The sequence below is a fragment of the Ancylobacter sp. Lp-2 genome (assembly GCF_020523795.1).
Classification (GTDB): domain Bacteria; phylum Pseudomonadota; class Alphaproteobacteria; order Rhizobiales; family Xanthobacteraceae; genus Ancylobacter.
The window spans coordinates 351,721-373,875 of sequence record NZ_JAJALI010000005.1; the positions used below are offsets into that span (position 1 = coordinate 351,721).

Here is a 22,155-nt window from a genome sequence, read left to right on the forward strand (position 1 = left end):
CGAGCGGACCCGCGTTCGCGCGGCGAAACCGCCGAGGATGCATTCGCGAGCTAGGGAGCCGTGCCGCGCTAGGGAGCCTTGGCGAGGCTGCCGAGCCAGGCCTCCATCGTCGGCAGGATCTTCGCGACCATCACGTCCACCCCCGCGGCGGTGGGGTGCATGCCGTCGGCCTGGTTGAGCGTCGCCCCCTGCCCGGCCACACCGTCGAGGAAGAACGGGTAGAGCGGCGCGCCATATTTGGCGGCCAGCGTCGGATAGAGGGCGTCGAAGCGCGCCTTGTAGTCGGCGCCCATGTTCGGCGGCGCCAGCATGCCGGCGACCAGCACCGGGATGCCGCGCTGCTTCAGCCCCGCCAGCGCGGCGTCGAGCGCCTTCTCGGTCACTGCCGGGTCGATACCGCGCAGCGCGTCATTGGCGCCGAGTTCGAGGATCACCCCCTGCGTGCCGTCCGGCACCGACCAGTCGAGCCGGGCGGCCCCGGCGCTCGCCGTGTCGCCGGAAACCCCGGCATTGTCGATCACGACATCGTGACCTCGCGCCTTCAGCGCCGCCTGCAACTTGACCGGAAAGGCGTCGGCGGCCGGTAGGCCGTATCCGGCGGTCAGGCTGTCGCCGAGCGCGACGAGGCGCACAGGCTCGGCCCGCGCGACGGCGGGCGGCAGCGCCGCCAGCACCGCGACCGCCAGCAGCACCGGCGCCAGCCATTTGACGACAAGGTGTTCCATCCGGCTCTTTTCCGCGGTGCACACCGGCCCATATGCTGGCGAAAGCTGAGCCGACTTTCGAACAGCACCGCGAAAACGACAGGAAAACATGCAGCCGGACTCCCGTTTCAGTGCCGCCACTCCCGCCATCGCGCTCGACAAGGTCGAGCTGTCTCTGGGGTCGGGCGCGGCGCGTGTCCATATCCTCAAGGGCATTTCGCTGAATATAGGGCAAGGCGAGGCGGTCGGCCTCGTCGGCCCCTCGGGCTCGGGCAAGTCGAGCCTGCTCATGGTGCTGGCCGGGCTGGAGCGGGCGGATTCCGGCAGCGTCGTCGTCGCCGACCAGCAATTGACCGGGCTCGACGAGGATTCGCTCGCCCGTTTCCGCGGCCGGCATGTCGGCATCGTCTTCCAGGCCTTCCACCTCATCCCCACCATGACGGCGCTGGAAAACGTCGCCGTGCCGCTGGAGCTCGCCGGCCGCGCCGATGCTTTCGAGCGCGCCCGCGCCGAGTTGGAGCTGGTCGGCCTCGGCCATCGGCAGGGCCACTACCCCTCGCAATTGTCTGGCGGCGAGCAGCAGCGCGTCGCCGTCGCCCGCGCTTTGGCGCCGGAGCCGGCGATCCTCGTCGCCGACGAGCCGACCGGCAATCTCGACGAGACCACCGGTCACCAGATCATGGAGCTGATCTTCGCCGCCCAGGCGCGGCGCGGCGCGACACTGGTCATCGTCACCCATGATCTCAACCTCGCCCGCCGTTGCGACCGCACGGTGCGGCTGCGCTCCGGCCAGATCGAGGAAAGCGCGCTGATCGGCGGAGACGCAGCATGAGCGTGACGACCAGCGACGACGTCCCCGTCGCCGCCCGGCCCACCCATGCCGGCCAGGGCGGCTTCTCGCTCGCCCTCGCCCTGCGCTTCGCGCTGCGGGAATTGCGCGGCGGCCTGCGCGGCTTCGGCGTGTTCCTCGCCTGCCTCGCCCTCGGCGTCGCCGCCATCGCCGGCGTCGGCTCGTTCTCGCGCGCGCTCACCGACGGGCTGGAGCAGCAGGGCACCACGCTGCTCGGCGGCGACGCCGCCTTCACGCTGGTGCAGCGCCAGGCGACACCGGAAGAAATGCAGCTCTTCACCGGCGCCGGGCGGGTCTCCACCATCGCGACGCTGCGCGCCATGGCCCGTGCCGGCGAGGGAGCCGGCCTCAATTCCACCCTCGCCGAGGTGAAGGCGGTCGACGGCGCCTACCCGCTCACCGGCACGCTGGCCCTCGACCCGCCGCTGCCGCCGGCGCAGGCGCTCGCCGAGACGGATGGCCGCTTCGGCGCGGTGCTCGACCCGGTGCTGGCCGAGCGGCTGGGGCTGAAGCTCGGCGACGATCTCCAGCTCGGCGCCGCCCGCCTGCGGGTCGCCGGCCTGATCGCCAACGAGCCCGACCTGCTGGCGACCGGGCTCGGCTTCGGGCCGCGCCTCCTGGTCTCGCTGGACGCCCTGAACGCCTCCGGGCTGATCCAGCCCGGTAGCCTCGCCCGCTGGCACTACCGGGTGCAGTTGAACGATCCCGGCCACCTCGCCGCCTTCACCGACGAGGTGAAGGCCAAGGCGCCGCAGGCCGGCTTCGAGGTGCGCACCCGCGAGGCCGCTGCCCCGCGCCTCGAGGACAATGTCCGCCGCTTCACCCAGTACCTCACTCTGGTCGGGCTGACCGCCCTGCTGGTCGGCGGGGTCGGGGTCGCCAATGCGGTGAAGAGCCATCTCGACGCCAAGCGCGGGGTGATCGCCACCTTCAAGGCGCTCGGCGCGCCCGGCCGGATGATCTTCGCGATCTATGTGCTGGAAGTCGTGCTGATCGCTCTCATCGGTCTCCTCATCGGCCTGATCGCCGGCACCGCCCTGCCCTTCGCGCTCGACGCCGCCTTCGGCCATCTGCTGCCGATCGCCATCGAGCCGAGCGTGCAGCCGGCGGCGCTCGCCCTCGCCTTCGGCTACGGCATCCTGATCGCGCTGGCCTTCGCGCTGTGGCCGCTCGGCCTCGCGCATGACGTGCCGGTCTCCGCTCTGTTCCGCGAATGGGATGAGGGTGCGCCGACCCGCCCGCGCAGGACCTATATCCTGTTGACCGCGCTCGCGATTCTGTCGCTGTGCGCTCTCGCCGTCGCCGCCAGCGAGGAGCGGCGCATCGCGCTTTATTACCTGCTCGCCTCCGCCGCCGTGCTGGTCACGCTGCGGCTGGTGGCGACCGGCATCATGGCGATCGCCCGCCGCCTGCCGCGCCCGCGCTCCACCGGCGCCCGGCTGGCGCTCGCCAACATCCACCGTCCGGCGGCGCTCACCCCGACGGTGGTGCTGTCGCTCGGGCTGGGGCTCACCCTCTTGGTGACGCTGTCGCTGATCGACCGCTCCCTCACCCGCGAGCTCACCGCCCGCCTGCCGGACCAGGCGCCGAGCTTCTTCTTCCTCGACATCCAAAGCACTGAGACACAAAAGTTTTCCGACTTCCTCGCCAAGGAGGCGCCGGGCGGCAAGGTCGAGGTGGTGCCGATGCTGCGCGGCCGGCTGATCCGCCTCGGCGACCGGCCGGTGGAGCAGATCACTCCGCCGCCGGAATTCGCCTGGGTGCTGTCCTCCGATCGCGGAGTCACCTATTCCGCCGAGGTGCCGGAGGGCTCCACGCTGGTCGAGGGTTCCTGGTGGCCGGCGGACTATTCCGGCAAGCCATTGGTATCGCTAGAAAAAGAGATCGCCGACGCCTTCGGCCTCAAGGTCGGCGACAGCGTCACGGTGAATGTGCTGGGGCGGCCGATCACCGCCGAGATCGCCAATCTGCGCAAGGTGGAATGGGAGCGGCTGGCGATCAACTTCGTCATGGTGTTCTCGCCCAACAGCTTCCGTGGCGCGCCGCATACCTCGCTCGCCACCCTCGCCTTCCCGGACAAGGCCGACGAGGCGACCGAGCGCAGTATTTCGCGAGCGGTAGCAAGCTCTTATCCCGGTATCACCGCGGTGCGGGTGAAGGAGGCGCTGGCGGAAATCGGCGCCCTCGTCGGCAATCTGCTGCTCGCCATACGCGGCGCCAGCCTGGTGACGCTGGTGGCGAGCGTGCTGGTGCTGGCCGGCGCGCTGGCCGCCGGTCAGCATCATCGGGTGTACGATGCGGTCATCCTGAAGACGCTCGGCGCCACCCGGGGGCGGCTGCTCGCCGCCTATGCGCTGGAATACGCCGCGCTGGGCCTCGCCACCGCGCTGGTGGCGGTGCTGGCCGGCTCGGTCGCCGCCTATGCCGTGGTGGTCGGGGTGATGAAGATCGGCTTCGCCTTCTCGCTCGCCTCGGCGCTCGGCGCGGTAGCGGTGGCGCTGGTCCTTACCGTCGCCTTCGGGCTGATCGGCACCTGGTGGGCGCTCGGCCAGAAACCGGCGCGGATCCTGCGCAGCCTGTGAGAAAGGGCCTTAACGATATGTACCGCTGCGGCATTTCTTGCCGAAACTTCACTTGCGGGAGAGGGCAGCCTTGCTCATATTTCGCATGAGCTTAGCCATGGTCCGTTCAGGGATCGCGGCAGCAGGCGTCTGAAAGGGACCCTTCATCATGTCCGACTACGATCGCAACATTACCGCCCCGCGCTACGGCTCGACGGCGACGCGGACGCAGGCCGCGATCGATCAGGGCCTGCGCTCCTACATGCTGCGCGTCTACAACTACATGACGCTTGGCCTCGCCATCACCGGCGCGGCGGCGCTGGGCATCTACATGCTCGCCGTCTCGGCCGAGCCGACCCAGTATGCGCTCGGCGCCAATGTCTACCTCACCCAGTTCGGCTACGCGCTGTTCGTCAGCCCGCTGAAGTGGGTGGTGGTGTTCGCCCCGCTGGCCGCGGTGTTCTTCCTCTCCTTCCGCGTCGACCGCATGAGCGTGGCGGCGGCGCAGACGGTGTTCTGGGTCTATGCGGGCCTCGTCGGCGTCTCGCTGTCGACGATCTTCCTCGTCTACACCCATGACAGCATCGTGCGGGTGTTCTTCATCACCGCCGCCACCTTCGGCGCGCTGAGCCTCTACGGCTACACCACGCCGCGCAGCCTGTCGGCGATGGGCTCGTTCCTGATCATGGGCCTGTTCGGCATCATCATCGCGAGCCTGGTGAACATCTTCCTCGGCTCGTCGATGCTGCAGTTCATCATCTCGGTGGTGGGCGTGCTGGTGTTCGCCGGCCTCACCGCCTACGACACCCAGCGCATCAAGGAGATGTACTTCGCCGGCGACGACGACGTGGTGGCCGGCCGCAAGGCGATCATGGGCGCGCTGACCCTGTATCTCGACTTCATCAACCTGTTCGTGATGCTGCTGCAGCTGTTCGGCAACCGCAACAACTGACCGCGTACTCAGGTCGTCGATCGAGGCCCCGGCACCGTCCGGGGCCTTTTTCATTGCACAAGTCCTTCGCTGCGCGCCCCTCGATTGCGGCCACCCGGCCCAAACGGCCGTCGTGTCCCGGCGGGCTCAGCGGGTGGACAGCGGCAGTGGCGGAGGCGGAACGGTCGCGCCCGCGCCGAGCGAACGCTGCACCATCACGCTGTCGGCCCAGCGGTCATAGCGATAGGCGACACCGGGCAGCAGGCCGACGCGCACGAAACCGAACCGGTCATGCAGCTTCAGCGAGGCGGCGTTGTCGGCATCGATATAGCCGATCATCTGCCGGAAGCCCGCCGCCGCGCAGGCATCGATCAGTGCCCGCAACAACTGGCTGCCCACGCCCTTGCCGACATGTTGGTGATGCACGTAGATCGAGTGCTTGACCGTATAGCGATAGGCCGGCCGCTTGCGGAACAGCACCACATAGGCATAGCCCACCACCTCATCCCCCCGCACCGCGGCGAGGTGAGGAAAGCGGCGGTTCTTCAGGTTCTTGCGCCGCTCGCGCAGATCGTCCGGCTGCGGCGTGTCGCCCTCGTCCACCCCTTCCTCGACACCGCGTCGGATGTGGCGGCGATAGATGGCCAACATGGCGTCGACATCCGCGTCCCGGGTCGGGCGGACGAGGACGGCGGTCTCCTGCTCCATGAACGATTCCGAATCCTCTGAGCCTATTCGGCGACCACATAAGTATGGAGGCGGACGCGGCCGGATGCATCCGTCTCGCGATACACGCCCTGGATCTCCACCTCGAAGCCGGGAAACGTGTTGAAGCAGGCCTCGAACATCCGGAGATAGTCGATCATCGGCTGGGCGCGCTCGGTCAGGCGCTCGCCCGGCACGATGGTGGCGATGCCGGGCGGGTAGACCACGAAGGGCGTCGTGGCGATGCGGCCGAAGAGGGTGTCGATAGGCAGATAGTCCACATCGTTGCGCACGAGACGGCGCATGGCCTCATGCGGAGAGAGCGCGATCTGCGGCAGGTGCTCCGCCGAGAACTGCTTCGCCTGCAAGGCGCTGGCATTGGCGGCGCGGAAGAAGCGGTGCATCTCGCCGCAGAGGTCGCGCAGCCGCACCCCGGTATAGCGGGCCGGCCGGCGGCGGAAGAATTCCGGGATCGCCTCTTCCAGCAGCACATTATCGTCGTGCAGCTTTTTGAAGGCGACCAGCCCGCTGATCAGCGTGCTGGCCTTGCTGGCCTCGACGCCGGGGGTCAGCAGGAACAGCAGCGAGTTCAGGTCGTTCTTCTCGGCGACGATGCGGTTCTCCCGCAGATATTGCGCCACCACCGGGGCCGGGATGCCATGCTCGGCATAGGTGCCGGTGGCGCGGTCGAAGCCGGGAGTGAGCAGGGTCAGCTTGTTGGGATCGGTCATGGCGAAGCCCGGTTCCATGCCGGGAAAGCCATGCCAGGCCGCGCCGGGGGCCAGCTGCCAGAAGGCCGGGTCGGTGGCGAGCAGGTCGGTGGCGACGCTCTCCCACGGCACCTCATGCGCGGCACCGGGGCTGGATGCATCCGGGATGGCGACGCGGTTGGGCACGAAGGGCTCGAAGAACCACCGCCGCTCGGGGCGCTGCTCCTTTTCCTCGAATTCGCGCCGCACGGCGCGGATCTTCTTGCGCAGCTCGATGCCCAACCGGATCGTGTCGTCCCACAGCACTTCGCCGGAGCGGCCCTTCATCATCTGCGCGCCGACGTCGAGCGAGGCGAACAACGGGTAGAAGGGCGAGGTGGAGGCGTGCTGCATGAAGCTTTCGTTGAAGCGCCGGTGCTCCACCCGCCGCTTCTGGCCGCTGATATGGCGGTCCTTCATGTGGATCTGCGAGGCCTGCGAGAAGCTGGCCAGCTGCTTGTGGGTGGACTGGGTGGCGATGATGCCCGGCGCCTCCGGCCCGAGCCCGGAGAGCCCCATGGCGAAGCGCCCGGCATAGAGCGGGTGGAACTTCATGAAGCCCGCCCAGGCCTCGTCGAACAGGATATAGTCGCAGAGATGGCCGATCCGCGCGAGGATCATCTCCGCATTGTGGATGGTGCCGTCATAGGTGCACTGCTCCACCACGGCGACGCGGAACGGGCGCGGCTTGCGCCAGAGCTCGGGATCCTTCACCAGCGGGTGGCTGCGGATCTGCTCGCGCAGCGCCGCCTCCTCCAGCACGGCATAGTCCATCGGGCCGATCAGGCCGTAGGCGTTGCGGGCGGTGGGCACGTAGACCGGAATGCCGCCGGAGATCATCAGCGCGCCGTGATGGGCGGCCTTGTGGTTGTTGCGGTCGAACAGCACCAGGTCGCCATCGGTGACGAGCGCGGCAAGCGCCACCTTGTTCGAGGTGGAGGTGCCGTTGAGCACGAAATAGGTCTTCTCGGCGCCGAAGATCTTCGCCGCCTCCTTCTGCGCCGCCAGCGCCGGGCCCTCATGGGTCAGGAGATCGCCGAGGTCGAGCACCGAATTGTCGAGGTCGTCGCGGAACACCGCCTCGCCCAGATGCTCCATGAATACCCGGCCGATGGGGCTGCGCGAATAGAACACGCCGCCATTGTGGCCGGGACAGGTCCAGAGCTGGTTGCCTTCCTCGGCATAGTCGACCAGCGCGCCGAAGAACGGCGTCTTCAGCGTCTCGGCATATTGCTTGAGCCGGCTGATCAGGTTCTTGGCGATGAAGGCGGGGGTTTCCTCGGCGAGGAAGACGTAGCCGTCGATGAAGTCCAGCACCTCGACCGGCACGTCCTCGAAGCGCTTGCGGCGAATCAGCAGGATGATCGGGAAATCCAGCCCGCGCCGACGCATCAGGTTGATGAGGGCGGCGGTCTTGCCCTCCAGGCCCTTCTTGCCCCAGTCCACCATCATGCAGCCGATGGCGGCATCGGTCTGCACCGCGACCTCGGCCTCTTCCAGATTGCGTGCCCGCACCACCTCGAAGCCGGAGCGCTCGATCTCGGCGACGATCTGGTTGTAGCGGGCGCCCTCGATATCGTCCGCGTCGAAGGCGGGCGTCGCGAACAGGAAGTTGAAGCGCTTGAAATAGTCCATGCGGGCTCCCGGCTCCGATCCGACATTAGCGCGAGATGTCCCACTCACCCCGTGACAAGATCGTGACGGGCCGCCGGCCCCCGCGGCACGCAAAATCCGGCAAGCCAGCCGCGGAGACCGCGAGGGTCAGGACCAGAAGGGCCTGGCCTCGGTAAACAGTTCCCAGGTCTGCTTCAGCTCCTTGGCGGTTTCGACGCAATCCCGTCCCTGCCAGCCGGTGATCGCCCCGATCGCCCGATGGACCTGCGGGCTCGACGTGCTCGCCTCGACCTCGCGCAGAAGCGATTGCGTCGTGGTGGCATCGTTGTCCGCCCCGAGGACGTTCTGCAGCCGCGACATCCGCTTCAGATATTTCTGGGCGACCTCGGTCTCGCCGAAAAGCGGCTGGAAGAATTCCGCGGCGTAGCGGAGCTTCTTCAGGGTGAGGCGCAGTTCATGCCGGGCCTCCGGCGCGAGCCGGCGCAAATGCTGGCCCTGCTTCAGCGCCTTCCGGCTGAGGCGGGTCAGCGCCCGGTCGGCGACGTCTCGACCGGGCTGGGTCAGCACCGCCAGCGCCTCGATCCCGATGTCGTTGCGCCAGCTGCGGCGCTCGATCACCCTGCCGAGAGACAGCAGGAAGCCCGTGCAATCGGGACCGAGCAGAACCGCGCGCGCCGCCTCGTAGCCGCGCTCCCGCAGCGGTGCGGTCGCGGCCTTGAGGTCGGTAAAATCGATGCCGGGCAGGTTGGTGGCCTCGATCTCGGCGATCGTGGTGGACTGGAAGACGTCCCAGTTGCGGGCCGGCCCCAACGCGGAGGCCAGCCTGCGGGCATCGACCACCAGAGCCTGAAGCGTCGAGGCGGGGATTTCCCGCCCGAATACCGAGATCGCCGTCCGCAGGCGCCGGAGGGCGACCCGCAGCTGATGTACGCCTTCCAGGTCCCTTCCGTGCTGCGCCGCCATCAGATTGGCCATGACGTGCCGCTGACAGGTGGTCAGGGTCTTGGCGATCACCTCGTCGGCGATGTCGTCGGGCTCGATGCCGGAGGCGGGCGCCTTTCCGGCACGCGGATGACCGCCGAAAGCGAGCGCGTAGCCGCGCTCCGCCTTGCTCTGGGTGCCGATGCGAAGGGAGCCCTGCTCCAGCAGCGACAAGGCGAGCTCGTAGAGGGCGCCGACCTCGCCCGACTTCAGCTCCAGCTCGATTTCGCAGACCGGCTCCGTCCGCTCGCCGGCGATCAGTTCGCCCTCGTCGAACGCCAGCTCGACGACCGAGCCGCCGAAGGGCACCGTCTTGGTGTGGCGGCGGATGCGGGTGGTGAAGACCGTCCCGAGATCGGCCGCCTGCAACGTCTCGAACGGCGCGCCGAGGTCACCCAGCGGCAGGGCGTCGAGCTGCAGCGCCATATCCGGCACCTGTGTCTCCAGCTCCGGCCGCTGCAAGGGGTTCGCCTGCGCCGCCAGTTTCAGGGTCTGCACATGCTGCTTGCCGCTGCGCCGAACGCGAAGCGAGCCGCCGTGCCGGGCGATGACCGCATCGGGCGTATCGTAATAGGTGGCCTCCAGCCGCCGGACGACGCCCCTGGATGTGGCATTGCGCAATACGATCGGGGCATCGACGAGCCGCGCAAGAGTGGCCGGATCCGTCAACAGCTTGAGTTCGATCTCGTGAGCGCCCGACGCCTTCGCGTCGTCGCCCGCTTCCCGCTGCATCGTGGTGCTGCCTTCCGGCATGTCGTCGTCCTTCTTCACGCCTGCCTCCCCCGGCCGTCGGTCGTCGGTCGTCGCCAGAGGGGAAGCCATCGATAGTGCCTGCACACAGCGATAGGGGCTGAGACTGTCACAAAAAAGTAGCAATGGCGCCGAGACGCACGGAAAGATTGGATATCCGGGCAAACAGCGCGAAGGCGTTCATGCTGGACGTGTCGCCACTCACGGCCCGGCATCGATCTCGGCGATGATCCGGCCGGCCTCGGCAAAGGCGGTATTGGCGGCCGGGACGCCGGCATAGATCGCGGTCTGCATGAGCACCTCCTTCAGCTCGTCGCGGGTGAAGCCGTCGCGCGCGAGCCCGGCGCGGACATGCAGGCGAAACTCCTCCCAGCGACCGAGGCCGGCGGTGATCGCCACCACCAGCAGCCGGCGGGTGCGCTCGTCGAGCCCCGGCCGGCTCCAGATCTCCTGCCAGGCGATGCGAGTGATCATCGCCTGGAACTCAGCGTTGAAGGGGGTGCGCGCCGCCAGCGAGCGGTCGACCCAGTCGTCGCCGAGCACCCGGCGCCGATGGGCGAGACCCGCCTCGTACAGTGTCTGCGCCGCCTGCTCGACCTCCTGCGCCGGCGCGAGGAAGCTCCGGAGTGCGCTCGCCAGTGCGGCCGGCACCTCGACGGGGGCGAGATGGGCGCAGTCGAGAACGAGGTGAGCGGCGCCGGGAATGCCGGCGACGAGCCGCTCGCCATGGCCGGCATAGGGCGTCGAGACATCGCGCGTGCCGGTGACGACCAGCGTCGGCACGGCGATTTCCCGCAGGTGGCCGATCAGTTCCATGTCGCGGATCGCCGCGCCGGCACCGGCATAGCCCTGCGCCGGCGTCGACAGCAGGCCACGACGCAGGCTCTCGGCGACGAAGGGGCGCTGCGCGGCAAAGGCCGGCGACAGGAATCGTCCCATGGCGAGATCGGCGATACCAGCCATGCCCTCCGCCGCCACGCGGGCGATGCGGTCCTCCCACGCGCCCCTGTCCATGGCCGGCGAGGTGCAGATCAGCGCCAGCGCCGTCACTCGCTCGGGCCGGTCGAGAGCGAGCTGCATCGCCACCATGCCGCCGAGCGACACGCCGGCCACCGCCGCCGCGCCAATTCCGGCGGCGTCCATCGCGGCGGAGACATCGTCGGCCAGCATCGCCAGCGTGTAGGCGCCAGCCGGGGCATCGGAGGCGCCGTGGCCGCGCATATCGATCCGCAGCAGGCGGAAGGCCGGCAGCAGATGCGGCATCGCCGCGTCCCACAGCGTCAGGTCGGTGCCGATCGAATTGAGCAGGACAAGCGGCGGGTTGGCCTCGGCTCCGTCCAGCCTCCAGAAGATGCGCGCCCCGGCGCTGGTGACGAACGGCATGGCCCTATCCCTCGTGCGGGTCGGAAAGCAGCTGCGCGACCAGCGCCGCGCTCTCGCCGATATCGCCGCCGAGTTCGGCCGCCGCGAGGTTGCGGGCGATCGCGGCCGTGTCGATCTCCAGCCCCTGCGCCACCTCCGCCATCGCCGCCGCGCTGCCGGCCGCGAGCAGGAACAGCTCGGCCAGCACCGGCCCTTCCGCCTGCCAGCCGCCGAGGCCGCGCTCGCCCTCTGCCGGCAGGCCAAACAGCACGCCGGCGGCGAGGCCGGGGGCGCGATGAGCGGCGGCCAGCGCGACCTGGCATCCGGTCGGATTGCGCTTATGCGCCATGGCCGAGGAACCGCCGCGGCCGGCAACCGCCGGTTCGCGCGCCTCGCCGATGGCGTTCTGCGCCAGCAGCGAGAGGTCGCGCGCCATCTTGCCAAGCGCGCCGATGAGAATGGCGAGGGCGGCCGCGATGCCGGCGAGCCCACCGCGACGGACGTGCCAGGGCGGCGCGGCGGGCAGGCCGAGCGCCGGACCCAGCCGGGCGGCGACCGCCGCGCCCTTGCCGTCCAGTCCCTCCCGCGTACCCGCCGCGCCGCCGAACTGCAGCACCGCGTGATCGGCGACTTCGGCCTCCAGCCGGCGGGATGCCTCGCAGATGCCGGCGCGCCACTGCGCGAGGCGCAGGCCGAAGCCGATCGGCCGCGCATCCTGCAACAGCGTGCGGCCAAGCGCCGGCCGCGTCGCGTGCCGCTGCGCCTCCAGGGCGAGCGCCGCCGTCAGCGGATCGATGTCCTGCGCGAGCAGGGTCGTGGCCTCGCGGATCTGGAGGGCCAGCACGGTATCGGCGAGGTCCTGGCTGGTGGTGCCCTTGTGCAGGGCCGGGGCGATGGCGGGCGGCAGCGCCGCACGCAATCGGATGACCAGCGGGATCGCCAGCGTGCCAGCATGGGCGGCCTCGGCGGCGAGTTCCGCCGGATCGACGACGAGGGTACGGCAAAGCTCGGCGATGGCGAGCGCCGCCTCCGGCGCCACCAGCCCCTCGGCGGCCTCCGCGCTGGCGAGCGCCGCCTCGAAGGCGAGCGCATGGCGCAGCGTCGTGGCGTCGTCGAAGACCGCCAGCATGGCGTCGGTGGTCGAGGGCCGGGTGCGGAGCAACTGGCTCATAGGTCGAAGAACACCGTTTCGTTCTCCCCCTGCAGCACGATGTCGAGCCACCAGACGCCATCGGGCCGGCGCCGGGCGATCAGCGTATCCCGCCGCTCCGCCGGCACTAGCGCGAGGATCGGGTCGTCGCCATTGCCCTCGCCATCGGCGAAATAGAGCCGGGTGGCCAGCCGCTTGAGCAGGCCGCGCCCGAGCACGGACAGCGCGATGTGCGGCGCCTGCAGGGTATTGCCCGGCCCAGGCACCCGGCCGGGGCGAATGGTGCGGAAGCGCCATATGCCGTTCGCGTCGGTCGCCCCACGGCCGAAGCCGACGAAATGCGGATCGAGCGGCACCTCCTCGCGCCCGTCCTCGTCGCTGGCATAGCGGCCGGCGGCATTGGCGTGCCAGATCTCGACCATGACATCGTTCAACGGCGTACCCTGGCCATCATAGACGCCGCCGGCGATCTCGATCACCTCACCCTGCGGCGCCCCGGAGACGCCGGAAGTGGCGAGCAGGAAATGCTCCGGCGGCATCAGGTCGGGCCGCGCGCCGAGATCGGAGCGGCCGACGAGGTCGGCGCCGCCCTTCCACGGCAGGCCGTAGTGAAAGAACGGCCCCACCGTCTGCGACGGCGTCTGCCCAAACAGCGTCGGGTCCTGATTATCGAGGCGCGGCGCGGTATTCAGGGCGTCGAGGTCAGTGGTCATCATGCTCCTCCTCGAACGGGGTCTGGTCGCGGCCTTTGAGCACGATGTCGAAGCGATAGCCGAGCGCCCAATTCGGCACGGTGGTGCCGATGTCGAAGCGGGCGACGAGGCGCTGGCGATAGGGCATCGGCACGGCATTGGCGATCGGGTCGATCTCGATCAGCGGATCGTCCGGGAAATACATCTGCGTGACCAGCCGGGTGGCGAAGGCGGGGCCGAGCAGCGAGAGATGGATATGCGCCGGGCGCCACGCATTCTTGTGGTTGCCCCACGGATAGGCGCCGGGCCGGATGCTGACGAAGCGGTAGCGCCCCTCGGCATCGGTGATCACGCGGCCGACGCCGGTGAAATTCGGGTCGAGCGGCGCCGGCCAGTCGTCGCGGGAATGGATGTAGCGCCCGGCGGCGTTGGCCTGCCAGATCTCGATCACCGTATCCGGCACCGGGCGCGCCTGCTCGTCGAGTACCAGGCCGGCGACGACGATGCGCTGGCCCTGCGGTTCGCCGCGATGCTGCACCGTGAGGTCCGCCATGGTGGGGCCCATCAGCCGCGCCCAGGCATGGTCGGGGCCGGTGACTTCCGTGAGCGTCGCCGGAATGGCGAGCGGCGCGAGGCGGGGCGCGCGCAGCACGGTGGAACGGTAGTCGGCATGCAGCGAGGGCGGCGCGCCCGCATCCTCGCGGCGATAGGGAAGGATCATTCGGCTGATCGGTCGGCTGCTCACTTGGCTCATGGCACCACCTCCATCAAGCGGCCACGGGAAGGGACAGGCGTTGCAGGCTCACTGGCCGGCGAAGGCCGACGCGGCGGGCATCTGCAGATTGGCCTGCGCGGTCAGGCGGATGGCGGCATTGGCCGCGCCGTAGCCGGCATAGTTGTCGCGCTGCACGATCTCGAAGAAGAAGCCGCCATTCAGCGTCGCGGTGTAGGCGTGGCGAAACTCGCCGCCGGCATCGCGGTCGTAGAGGATGTTCAGCGCCTTAAGCGCGTCGATGTCGGCGGCGGAGAGGTCGGAGCGCGCCTCGAGGTCGTCATAGTAGTTCTCCGGGATCGGCAGCATGGCGACGCCATCAGTCACCAGCCGGCCGACGGTGGCGGCGATGTCGTGGGTGACGAAGGCGATGTGCTGCACGCCGGAGCCGAACAGCTCGTTGACGAAGCGGGCGGACAGGGTGCGGTGGCTCTGCGAGCCGTTGAGGATCAGCCGCAGCCCGTGGCCGGCGCCGTCGACCGGTCCGCTCTCGACGACCTGGCTCTGCACCACCCCGCCGGGATCGATCACCGCCTGGGTCGGCGACTTCCGCGTCTCGAACAGCGAGGAGTAGAACAACAGCCAGGTCAGCATCTCCTCGTACTGCATGCTCTGCGAGACATGGTCGACGCCGAGCAGCCCGGCGCCCGGAACCACCTCCCCGGTCGGCTCGAAATCCACCTCGGCCCAGCGGCCGAGCGCCGAGGCGCGGTCGAGGAAATAGACGAGGCTACCGCCGACGCCGCGCACCGCGGGAATGTCGAGCTCGCCGGGACCGACCGCGCCGGCATGCGGCACGTCGAGCAGCGCCCGTGCGCGTTCGATCGCCTCCCGGGCGTCCGGCACCCGTAGTGCCAGCGCGCAGACCGAGGTGCCATGGGTGATCTGGTAGCTGTGCGCGAAGCCTTCCGCGTCGCTGTTCAGCACGAGGCGGATGTCGCCCTGGCTCCAAAGGTCGACATCCTTCGAGCGGTGCCGGCCGGTGCGGCCGAAGCCGAAGGCGCGCAGCAGCTTTTCGAGGCCGGGCCGCTCCGCCTCGGCGACGGCGAACTCGATGAACTCCACCGCCTCGACCGGACGCGGCACCGGCATCGGCACCGCGCCGGGCACCGACCGCCCGAGCCGGCGGGCGGTCTCGTCCAGCACCCAGATCAGCGACCGGTGGCCGTCCAGCGCCACCGAGCGCGCCGAGCCGGCCCGGAAGCGGTCGTTGAAGATCTCCAGCGACAGCACGCCGTCATAGCCGGTCGCGACCAGTGCATCCATGAAGCCGGCGAGGTCGAGGTCGCCCTGGCCCGGCAGGCAGCGCCAGTGCCGGCTCCAGGACAGCGGGTCGAGCTGCAGCAGCGGCGCATCGGCCATCTGCACCATGGCGATCTTGTCGCGCGGGATGGTGGCGATAGCGGAAAGGTCGAGCTTGCGGGCGAGGATGTGGAAGCTGTCGAGCACGACGCCGACTTCCGGCCGTCCGGCCCGCCGCACGATCTCCCAGGCATCGCGATAATCGTAGATGTGGCGGCCCCAGGCCAGCGCCTCATAGCCGACGCGCAGGCCGCGCCGACCGGCCCGCTCGCCGAGCTCGACGAAGTCGGCCGCCAGCCGGTCGATGCCGCTCTGCGCCTCCGGCGAGACGTTGGAGCAGACGAACAGCAGTCCGCTGCCGAGCTCCTGCAACAGATCGAACTTGCGCTCGGCACGGTCGAAGGTGCGCTGCCGGCGTGCCTCCGGCATGCCCTCGAAGTCGCGGAAGGGCTGGCAGGTGACAATGGACAGGCCGAGGTCGCCGCAGATCCGGCGCACCTCGGCCGGCGAGCCGGGGAAGGCGATCAGGTCGTTCTCGAAGATCTCGACCGCCGGGAAGCCCGCCGCCGCGATGGCCTCCAGCTTCTCCACCAGCGTACCCGAGACGCAGACGGTGGCAATGGACGGGATCATGGCGTGCTCCTTTCAGCGAAGCCGCGCAATGGCGCGCAGGTCGTCCGGCGTGGTGGAGGGCAGTCCGAAGAATTCGAGATAGGCGGGGATCTGCTCGAACAGCATGTCGGTGCCGATCTGAAACGCGCAGCCGCGTGTCCGCGCCGCCGCGAGGAACGGCGTGATCTCGTGCGTCAGCACCACCTCGCCGACGAAGGCGGAGGGAGAAAGCCTGTCGACGTCGACCGGCAGAGGATCACCGGGCCGCATGCCGAGCGGGGTGGCGTTGACCACGATGTCGAAGCCGGACGGGTCGTTCGAGCCGGTCGCGACCCGCAGGTCGGGATAGTGACGCATCAGCCGCCTACCGAGCTCGTCGGCCGCCGCCGCGTGGCTGTCGAACAAGGCGAGCTCGGCGATGCCGGCGCGGGCGAGCGAGGCGGCGATGGCCGAGCCGACGCCGCCGGCGCCGACGACCAGCCCGCGCCGGCCGGCCACCTCGCGCCCCTTGCGCAACAGGCCGCGCACGAAGCCCTCGCCGTCGAACATCTCGCCGACCAGCCGGCCGTCCGCCTCCCGCCGCACCGCGTTGCAGGCGCCGGCGATGGCGGCCGTCGGGCGCACCTCGTCGACGATGGCGAGGGTCGCGACCTTGTGCGGCATGGTGATCAGCGTGCCGAGCGCGTTGGAGAGCCGGAAGAACAGCTTGAGAAAGGCCGGGTAGTCGGCGCTGCGGCACCCCATCGGCACGACGAGCGCATCGATGCCCTCGCGCTCGAAATAGGGGTTGTAGATCATCGGCGACTTGAAGCTCTCGGTGGGAAAGCCGAGATGGCCGATCAGCTGTGTGGTTCCGGTGATCATCTCTCGTCCCGATTGCTGTCAGGCGGCCAGCGCGATCGCGCCGCCCTGCCGTGCCGCCCGCCCGATGGCGTCCACCACCCTGAGCGTCGCCAGCCCCTCGCGGCCGGAAACCAATGGCGCCTCGCTGCCGCGTATGACGGCGGCGAAATGCCGGATCTGCCGCCGCAGCGGGTCCTCGGGCGCGACGGCGAGGCGCTCGCGCGCGAGCGGCTCCCACCAACTGCGCGGCCCCGGATAGCGCCAGACATCCAGCTGCGGCACGCTGAGAGCGCCCTGCGTGCCAGCGATCTGGCAGCAGGCCTCGTCCTCGCGCGGATAGGCCGGGTTCTCGCCGCTGGTGGTCTCCCAGCTCCACGGCGCGACCGTCGTGTCGGAGACGCTCAGCGTGCCCAGAGCACCGCTGGCGAAGCGCAGCAGCACCGTCGCGGTGTCCTCCACCGCATGGCCGCGCACCGCGCTGGAGGTCTGCGCCTGCACGTCGACGATCTCGCCGCCGAGATGACGGAACAGGTCGACATCGTGGATGAGGTTGATCAGCACCGGGCCGGCACCCGGCTGGCGCCGCCACGCCACGTCGAAATAGTCGTCCGGCTTCATCATCCAGGCATGGCCGGACAGCAGCACCAGCCGGCCGAGACGACCGGCGTCGATCACCTCCCGCGCCTTGCGGATCAGCGGGTTGTGGCGCCGGTGATGCCCGACCAGCAGCGGCACGCGTGCGGCCTCCGCCGCCTCGACCAGCAGCTGCGCCCCGGCGAGGCTGTCGGCGATCGGCTTCTCGACCAGCACCGGAATGCCGGCGGCGACCAGTTCCAGTGCGTGCTCGACATGCAGCTGGTTCGGCGTGGCGACGACCACCCCGTCCGGCCGCTCCGCCGCCGGCACCGCCGCGAAGCGCGGATACAGGGGCACGCCGGCCCGCGCCGCGACCTCGCGGGCCGCCGGCGCCGGATCGATGACGGCCGACAGCTGCACGTGAGGCTCGGCACGGACATGCGCGATGTGGCGCTGCCCGATCAGTCCGGCCCCCATCACGGCGATGCGCAACGGCTGCATGGCTCTCTCCCTTCCGCCGCTTCAGTACGGGCGCAGGATCTCACCGAGGAATTTGCGGGTGCGCTCGTGGCGCGGTTGGGTGAAGAAGGTGTCGGGCGGGGCCTCCTCGACGATGCTGCCCTCGGCCATGAAGATCACCCGGTCGGCGACCTGCCGCGCGAAGCCCATCTCGTGGGTGACGCAGATCATCGTCATCCCCTCCTCGGCGAGGCCGATCATGGTGTCGAGCACCTCCTTGACCATTTCCGGGTCGAGGGCGGAGGTCGGCTCGTCGAACAGCATGACGCTCGGCCGCATGCACAGCGCGCGGGCGATGGCGACGCGCTGCTGCTGACCGCCGGAGAGCTGCGCCGGATATTTGTCGGCCTGTTCCGATATGCGGACGCGGTCGAGCAGCCGCCGCGCGGTCTCCTCCGCCTCGCGGCGGCTCACCTTCAATGCCCGCATCGGCGCGAGCATGCAGTTCTGCAGCACGGTCATGTGCGGGAACAGGTTGAAGTGCTGGAACACCATGCCGACCTCGCGGCGCACGGCGTCGATGCTGTGGCCGTCGTCGTCGAGCCGGGTGCCGCCGACGCGGATCTCGCCCTTCTGGCAGACCTCCAGCCGGTTGATGCAGCGGATCAGCGTCGACTTGCCGGAGCCCGACGGCCCGCACAGGACAATCCTCTCGCCCCGGCGGACCGACAGGTTGATGGCGGACAGCGCCTTGAAGCCGCCATACCACTTCTCGACATCGGCCATGACGATCATGGGATCCGCCGTAGCAGTGTCACGGATGGGAACATGTCTCGTCATGGCCGGGTCTCCCGCTATGCCGCGCTCAGCTGGCCGAGAAGGGGATGCCTTCGAGGCTGTCGGGGAACTGGTGCACCGGCACCTTCATCCACTTGTCGTAGATCTTCTTCAGCTCGCCATTGGCCTTGATCTTGTCGATGAAGGCGTTGAGCGAGGCGTTGATTTCCTTCTCGCCCAGGCGGGTGCAGGCGCCGTTGTAGAGCTTCTGGAATTCGAGCTTGTTCTCGAACTCGCCGGGGCGGGCCTGCTCGACGCGCTGCAGGTAGAAGATGTTGCCGCCGACCGCCTGCACCTGGCCGGAGGCCAGCGCCTGGATGCTCGGTGCGTCGCCGTCATAGCGTCGGATGGTAGTGCCGGCCGGGGCGTTCTTGGTCACCTGGGTATCCTGCGCGGCGCCCTTGGCGACGCCGATCGAGACCTTGGCCATGTCGGCATTGGTCTTGATCTCCACCGATTTGGGGGCGATCAGCACGATGGCGTTGGCGACATAGGGCTTGCTGAACTGCACCGCCTTGGCGCGCTCGGGCAGCATCGCCATGGTGGCGAACAGCACGTCGACGCGGCCCGAGGTCAGCGCCGGGATGCGGTTGCTGACCTCGAGCGGCACGAACTCCACCTCGACGCCGAGCTCCTTGGCGTAGAGCCGGGACATGTCGGCATCGATGCCGTCCTGCTTGCCGTCGCTGGTGACGAAGCCCCAGGGCGGGTTGTCGCCCTGGATGCCGACGATGATCTTGCCCCGCGCCTTGATCTCCTCGGGGGTGACGGCGGAGGCGGGACGGGTGGCGAGCGCCGGCAGGGCCAGCGCCGCGACGGCGGCGGCCAGCACCAGGCGGCGGGTCGGCGTAAAGCGGGTCATGTTTCTCTCCCTTTGCATTGGCGTTTTTCGTTTCTTGCTTGGACGACACCGTCACCGCGAGGCGACGGCGAAGCGGCGCTCCAGATGCGAGCCGTAGAGCGACAGCGGCCAGCACATCAGGAAGTAGAGGATGCCGACGATCCCGAAGACGAGGAGCGGCTGGAAGATCTGGTTCGAGACGATGTTCCCGGCCCGCGCCAGCTCGGTGAAGCCGACGATGGAGGCGAGCGAGGTGCCCTTGATCAGCTGCACGAGGAAGCCGACGGTCGCCGGTAGCGAGATGCGGATCGCCTGCGGCAGCACCACGTCCTTCATCCGCGAGACGTATTTCAGGTTCAGCGCGCTGGCGGCCTCGGTCTGGCCGCGCGGTACCGCCTCGATGGAGCCGCGCCAGATCTCGCCGAGATAGGCGCTGGCGTGCAGGGTGAAGCCGATCGACACCGCCACCCACGCGCTGAGCCGCAGGCCGACCAGCGCCAGCCCGTAATAGACGACGAACAGTTGCATCAGCAGCGGCGTGCCCTGGAACAGCGCGATGTAGCCCGCCGCCAGCCGCTCCAGCGGTCGCATGCCGGAGGTGCGCATCAGCGCGATGGCGAGCCCGCCGATCGCGCCGCACACGAAGCCGATCGCCGATAGCGCGACCGTCCATTTCAGGCCGGTGAGGAGGAACAGGAACTCGCCGAGACCCATGATGCCCTCACTTCACCGGATAGCTGAAATAGCGGGTCGAGATGGTCGAGAAGAACGTCATCATCAGCCAGGACAGGCCGAGATAGAGCAGTGTGATGACGCCGAAGACCTCGAAGCTGCGGAAGCTCTCGGATTCGATGCGCTGCGCCACCGAGGTCAGCTCATAGGCGGAGATCGCCGAGGCCACGCTGGTGGTCAGGGTGAGCAGGATGAACTGGCTGGTCAGCGAGGGGAAAACCGCCCGCAGCGCCGGCTTCAGCACGATGAGCCGGAACACCAGCCCCTTGTGCAGCCCCAGCGCCAGCCCGGCCTCGACCTGGCCACGACTGATCGATTGCACGCCGCCGCGGATGATTTCGATGGCGTAGGCGCCGCCATTGATGCCGAGGGCGAGGATGGCGGTCGGCGTCGGGTCGAGGCGCAGGCCGGCCAGCGGCAGCGCGAAATAGATGAAGTAGATCTGCACCAGGAAGGGCGTGTTGCGGATCAGCTCGACGAAGCTCTTCACCGCCCAGCGGATCGCCTTGTAGCGGGAATCGCGCAGCACCACCCCGCCAATGCCGATGACGATGGCGATCGCCATCCCGCCCAGCGCGAGCAGCAGGGTGCCGAGGCAGCCGGCAAGCAGGTCCGGCAACCCGTCGAGGACGGGCGTGAAATCCAGCGCATAGTTCATGGCGTTTCCTCGACAGCCGACCTTCTGCGGGTCGGTCCGCTTCATCGTCCCGGCGCCTCTGCGGGCGGCTCGGCAGGCACGGACGCGCGGCTTGCGCGATGCTTTTGGCGAATGATAAATTGTACCAGATGGTTCATTTGGTCAAGCGGAATGGACCGGATGGTACATTCCGCATCATGCCGCTCCCGCGCTCGCGCGCGCCCTCTTCGGTGCCTCGATGGAAAAGACAGTCACGCCACCCCGCACCGACAGAAAGACCCAGTCGTGGACCCAGGACCCCGAAGGCGTCCGGCGCAGCATCCTCGACGCCGCACGCATCGAGTTCGTCGAGCATGGGCTGAGCGGCGCGCGCGTCGACGAAATCGCCGCCAAGACCGCAACCAGCAAGCGGATGATCTACTATTACTTCGGCGACAAGGAGGGGCTCTACCGCGCCGTCATCGAGGAGATGTACGACCGTATCCGCCGCTTCGAGCGCGGCCTCGATCTCGGCGCCTTGCCGCCGGATGAGGCAATGGCGAAGCTGGCTGGCTTCACCTTCGACTACCACGCCGACAATCCCGATTTCGTGCGCATGGTGATGATCGAGAACATCCACCATGCCCGCCATCTCGCCACCTCGACCAAGATCGCCACGCTCAACCTGTCGATCATCGACGTGATCCGGGAGATCTATAAACGGGGCGTCGCCGAGGGCCTGTTCCGGCCGGGCATCGAGGCGCTGGACATCCACCTGACCATCAGCGCGCTCAGCTTCTACAACGTGTCGAACCGCGCCAGCATCCGGCAGGTGTTCGGCCACGACATGGGTGCGCCGGACATCCTGCCGCAACGCCGGCAGACGGCAATCGACACGGTAATGCGGATGCTACGGGCCTGACCGTGTCGCTTACCGGCGGATAGGAGGCTCAGGCCTTACCCGCCAGGGCCGCCATCGCCTCGATCGCCAGTTCGTAGCCGGCGGCGCCGAAACCGATCATCACACCGGTGACGACCGGCGAGATCAGCGATTTATGATAGATGCTCTCGCGCGCATGGACGTTGGAGATGTGCAGCTCGATCTTCGGCCCGTCGAACATCTTCAGCGCGTCCATCAGCGCCACCGAGGTGAAGGTGTAGCCGGCGGGATTGATGACGATGCCGCAGGCCTCGCCGCGCGCCTGCTGCACGCTCTCGACCAGTTCGCCCTCGAAATTGGTCTGCCGGAACTCGACCCCGAAACCCAGCGCCCCGGCCTTCGCGGCGCAGCGTTCCGCGATCTCCGCCAGCGTCGTGGAGCCGTAGATCGCCGGTTCGCGCTGGCCGAGCAGGTTGAGATTCGGCCCGTTCAACACATGGATGCGCCGTCCCATACCCGTTTCCCCTGCCTATACGTGGTGATCCACGCGCGTTACATCGCGACGGCGATATCCTGTCCGACCCCGAAACACATGGTGGCGAGGCGCCTCCCCAGTGAGGACCGGTTCCAATGCCG

General features: G+C 68.8%; 20 protein-coding genes. 4 read left to right on the forward strand and 16 right to left on the reverse strand.

Annotated elements, in window-relative coordinates:
* Nucleotides 1–68: 68 nt before the first annotated feature.
* Nucleotides 69–725 (reverse strand): arylesterase, encoded by a 657-nt coding sequence (locus LGR54_RS15170; RefSeq protein WP_230362831.1) that lies wholly within the window; start codon nt 723–725, stop codon nt 69–71.
* Between the two features lie 88 nt (nt 726–813).
* Here LGR54_RS15170 and LGR54_RS15175 point away from each other — a divergent pair, with 88 nt between their 5' ends.
* The 3 genes from LGR54_RS15175 to LGR54_RS15185 all read left to right on the forward strand — a co-directional run bounded on the left by LGR54_RS15175 (nt 814) and on the right by LGR54_RS15185 (nt 5,067).
* Nucleotides 814–1,536, forward strand: coding sequence for an ABC transporter ATP-binding protein (locus tag LGR54_RS15175; RefSeq protein ID WP_230362832.1), 723 nt, complete (start codon nt 814–816; stop codon nt 1,534–1,536).
* A complete protein-coding gene (locus tag LGR54_RS15180) occupies nt 1,533–4,136 on the forward strand; it encodes an ABC transporter permease (protein WP_230362833.1) in 2,604 nt (867 codons plus the stop codon). The genes LGR54_RS15175 and LGR54_RS15180 overlap by 4 nt, the downstream gene beginning before the upstream one ends.
* A 148-nt stretch (nt 4,137–4,284) precedes the next feature.
* Nucleotides 4,285–5,067 carry a Bax inhibitor-1/YccA family protein gene (locus tag LGR54_RS15185; RefSeq protein WP_214008498.1) on the forward strand — a complete coding sequence of 261 codons (783 nt, stop codon included), beginning with the start codon at nt 4,285–4,287 and terminating at the stop codon, nt 5,065–5,067.
* Nucleotides 5,068–5,193: 126 nt separating this feature from the next.
* Here the strand turns inward: LGR54_RS15185 and LGR54_RS15190 are convergent, their stop codons facing one another.
* The 14 genes from LGR54_RS15190 to LGR54_RS15260 form a co-directional block, all read right to left on the reverse strand.
* Nucleotides 5,194–5,754, reverse strand: coding sequence for a GNAT family N-acetyltransferase (locus LGR54_RS15190; protein WP_230362834.1), 561 nt, complete (start codon nt 5,752–5,754; stop codon nt 5,194–5,196).
* 23 nt (nt 5,755–5,777) lie between these two features.
* Complete coding sequence (locus LGR54_RS15195; protein WP_230362835.1) at nt 5,778–8,135, reverse strand: Orn/Lys/Arg decarboxylase N-terminal domain-containing protein; 2,358 nt, start codon at nt 8,133–8,135, stop codon at nt 5,778–5,780.
* 126 nt (nt 8,136–8,261) lie between these two features.
* Nucleotides 8,262–9,866 carry a CYTH and CHAD domain-containing protein gene (locus LGR54_RS15200; protein ID WP_230362836.1) on the reverse strand — a complete coding sequence of 535 codons (1,605 nt, stop codon included), beginning with the start codon at nt 9,864–9,866 and terminating at the stop codon, nt 8,262–8,264.
* 180 nt (nt 9,867–10,046) lie between these two features.
* On the reverse strand, nt 10,047–11,228 hold the full coding sequence (gene pcaD / locus LGR54_RS26050; RefSeq protein ID WP_370638207.1) for a 3-oxoadipate enol-lactonase: 1,182 nt from the start codon (nt 11,226–11,228) through the stop codon (nt 10,047–10,049).
* 4 nt (nt 11,229–11,232) lie between these two features.
* Entirely contained in the window at nt 11,233–12,378 is a 1,146-nt protein-coding gene (locus tag LGR54_RS15215) for a lyase family protein (protein ID WP_230362837.1), read from the reverse strand.
* Nucleotides 12,375–13,073 carry a protocatechuate 3,4-dioxygenase subunit alpha gene (gene pcaG, locus LGR54_RS15220; protein WP_370638208.1) on the reverse strand — a complete coding sequence of 233 codons (699 nt, stop codon included), beginning with the start codon at nt 13,071–13,073 and terminating at the stop codon, nt 12,375–12,377. Before pcaG ends, LGR54_RS15215 begins: the two co-directional genes overlap by 4 nt.
* Nucleotides 13,060–13,770 carry a protocatechuate 3,4-dioxygenase subunit beta gene (gene pcaH, locus LGR54_RS15225; RefSeq protein ID WP_230362838.1) on the reverse strand — a complete coding sequence of 237 codons (711 nt, stop codon included), beginning with the start codon at nt 13,768–13,770 and terminating at the stop codon, nt 13,060–13,062. Before pcaH ends, pcaG begins: the two co-directional genes overlap by 14 nt.
* Before the next feature lie 81 nt (nt 13,771–13,851).
* Nucleotides 13,852–15,756, reverse strand: a complete 1,905-nt coding sequence (locus tag LGR54_RS15230) for a bifunctional sugar phosphate isomerase/epimerase/4-hydroxyphenylpyruvate dioxygenase family protein (RefSeq protein ID WP_230362839.1) — start codon at nt 15,754–15,756, stop codon at nt 13,852–13,854.
* 12 nt (nt 15,757–15,768) lie between these two features.
* Nucleotides 15,769–16,599, reverse strand: coding sequence for a shikimate dehydrogenase (locus LGR54_RS15235; protein WP_230362840.1), 831 nt, complete (start codon nt 16,597–16,599; stop codon nt 15,769–15,771).
* An 18-nt stretch (nt 16,600–16,617) separates the two neighbouring features.
* Nucleotides 16,618–17,655 (reverse strand): Gfo/Idh/MocA family protein, encoded by a 1,038-nt coding sequence (locus LGR54_RS15240; RefSeq protein WP_230362841.1) that lies wholly within the window; start codon nt 17,653–17,655, stop codon nt 16,618–16,620.
* Between the two features lie 21 nt (nt 17,656–17,676).
* Entirely contained in the window at nt 17,677–18,408 is a 732-nt protein-coding gene (locus tag LGR54_RS15245) for an amino acid ABC transporter ATP-binding protein (RefSeq protein ID WP_230362888.1), read from the reverse strand.
* A 70-nt stretch (nt 18,409–18,478) separates the two neighbouring features.
* The gene (locus tag LGR54_RS15250) at nt 18,479–19,312 is read right to left on the reverse strand and encodes a transporter substrate-binding domain-containing protein (RefSeq protein WP_230362842.1); all 834 of its coding nucleotides are present in this window, start codon (nt 19,310–19,312) and stop codon (nt 18,479–18,481) included.
* Between the two features lie 51 nt (nt 19,313–19,363).
* Nucleotides 19,364–20,005 (reverse strand): amino acid ABC transporter permease, encoded by a 642-nt coding sequence (locus LGR54_RS15255; RefSeq protein ID WP_230362843.1) that lies wholly within the window; start codon nt 20,003–20,005, stop codon nt 19,364–19,366.
* 7 nt (nt 20,006–20,012) lie between these two features.
* Entirely contained in the window at nt 20,013–20,681 is a 669-nt protein-coding gene (locus tag LGR54_RS15260) for an amino acid ABC transporter permease (protein ID WP_230362844.1), read from the reverse strand.
* 217 nt (nt 20,682–20,898) lie between these two features.
* Between LGR54_RS15260 and LGR54_RS15265 the strand changes: the two genes are divergently transcribed.
* On the forward strand, nt 20,899–21,561 hold the full coding sequence (locus tag LGR54_RS15265) for a TetR/AcrR family transcriptional regulator (RefSeq protein WP_230362845.1): 663 nt from the start codon (nt 20,899–20,901) through the stop codon (nt 21,559–21,561).
* A 28-nt stretch (nt 21,562–21,589) separates the two neighbouring features.
* On the opposite strand, the gene aroQ is transcribed toward LGR54_RS15265, so the two are convergent.
* Nucleotides 21,590–22,033: a type II 3-dehydroquinate dehydratase gene (gene aroQ / locus LGR54_RS15270; RefSeq protein ID WP_230362846.1), complete on the reverse strand. Its 444-nt coding sequence runs from the start codon at nt 22,031–22,033 to the stop codon at nt 21,590–21,592.
* Nucleotides 22,034–22,155 lie beyond the last annotated feature (122 nt).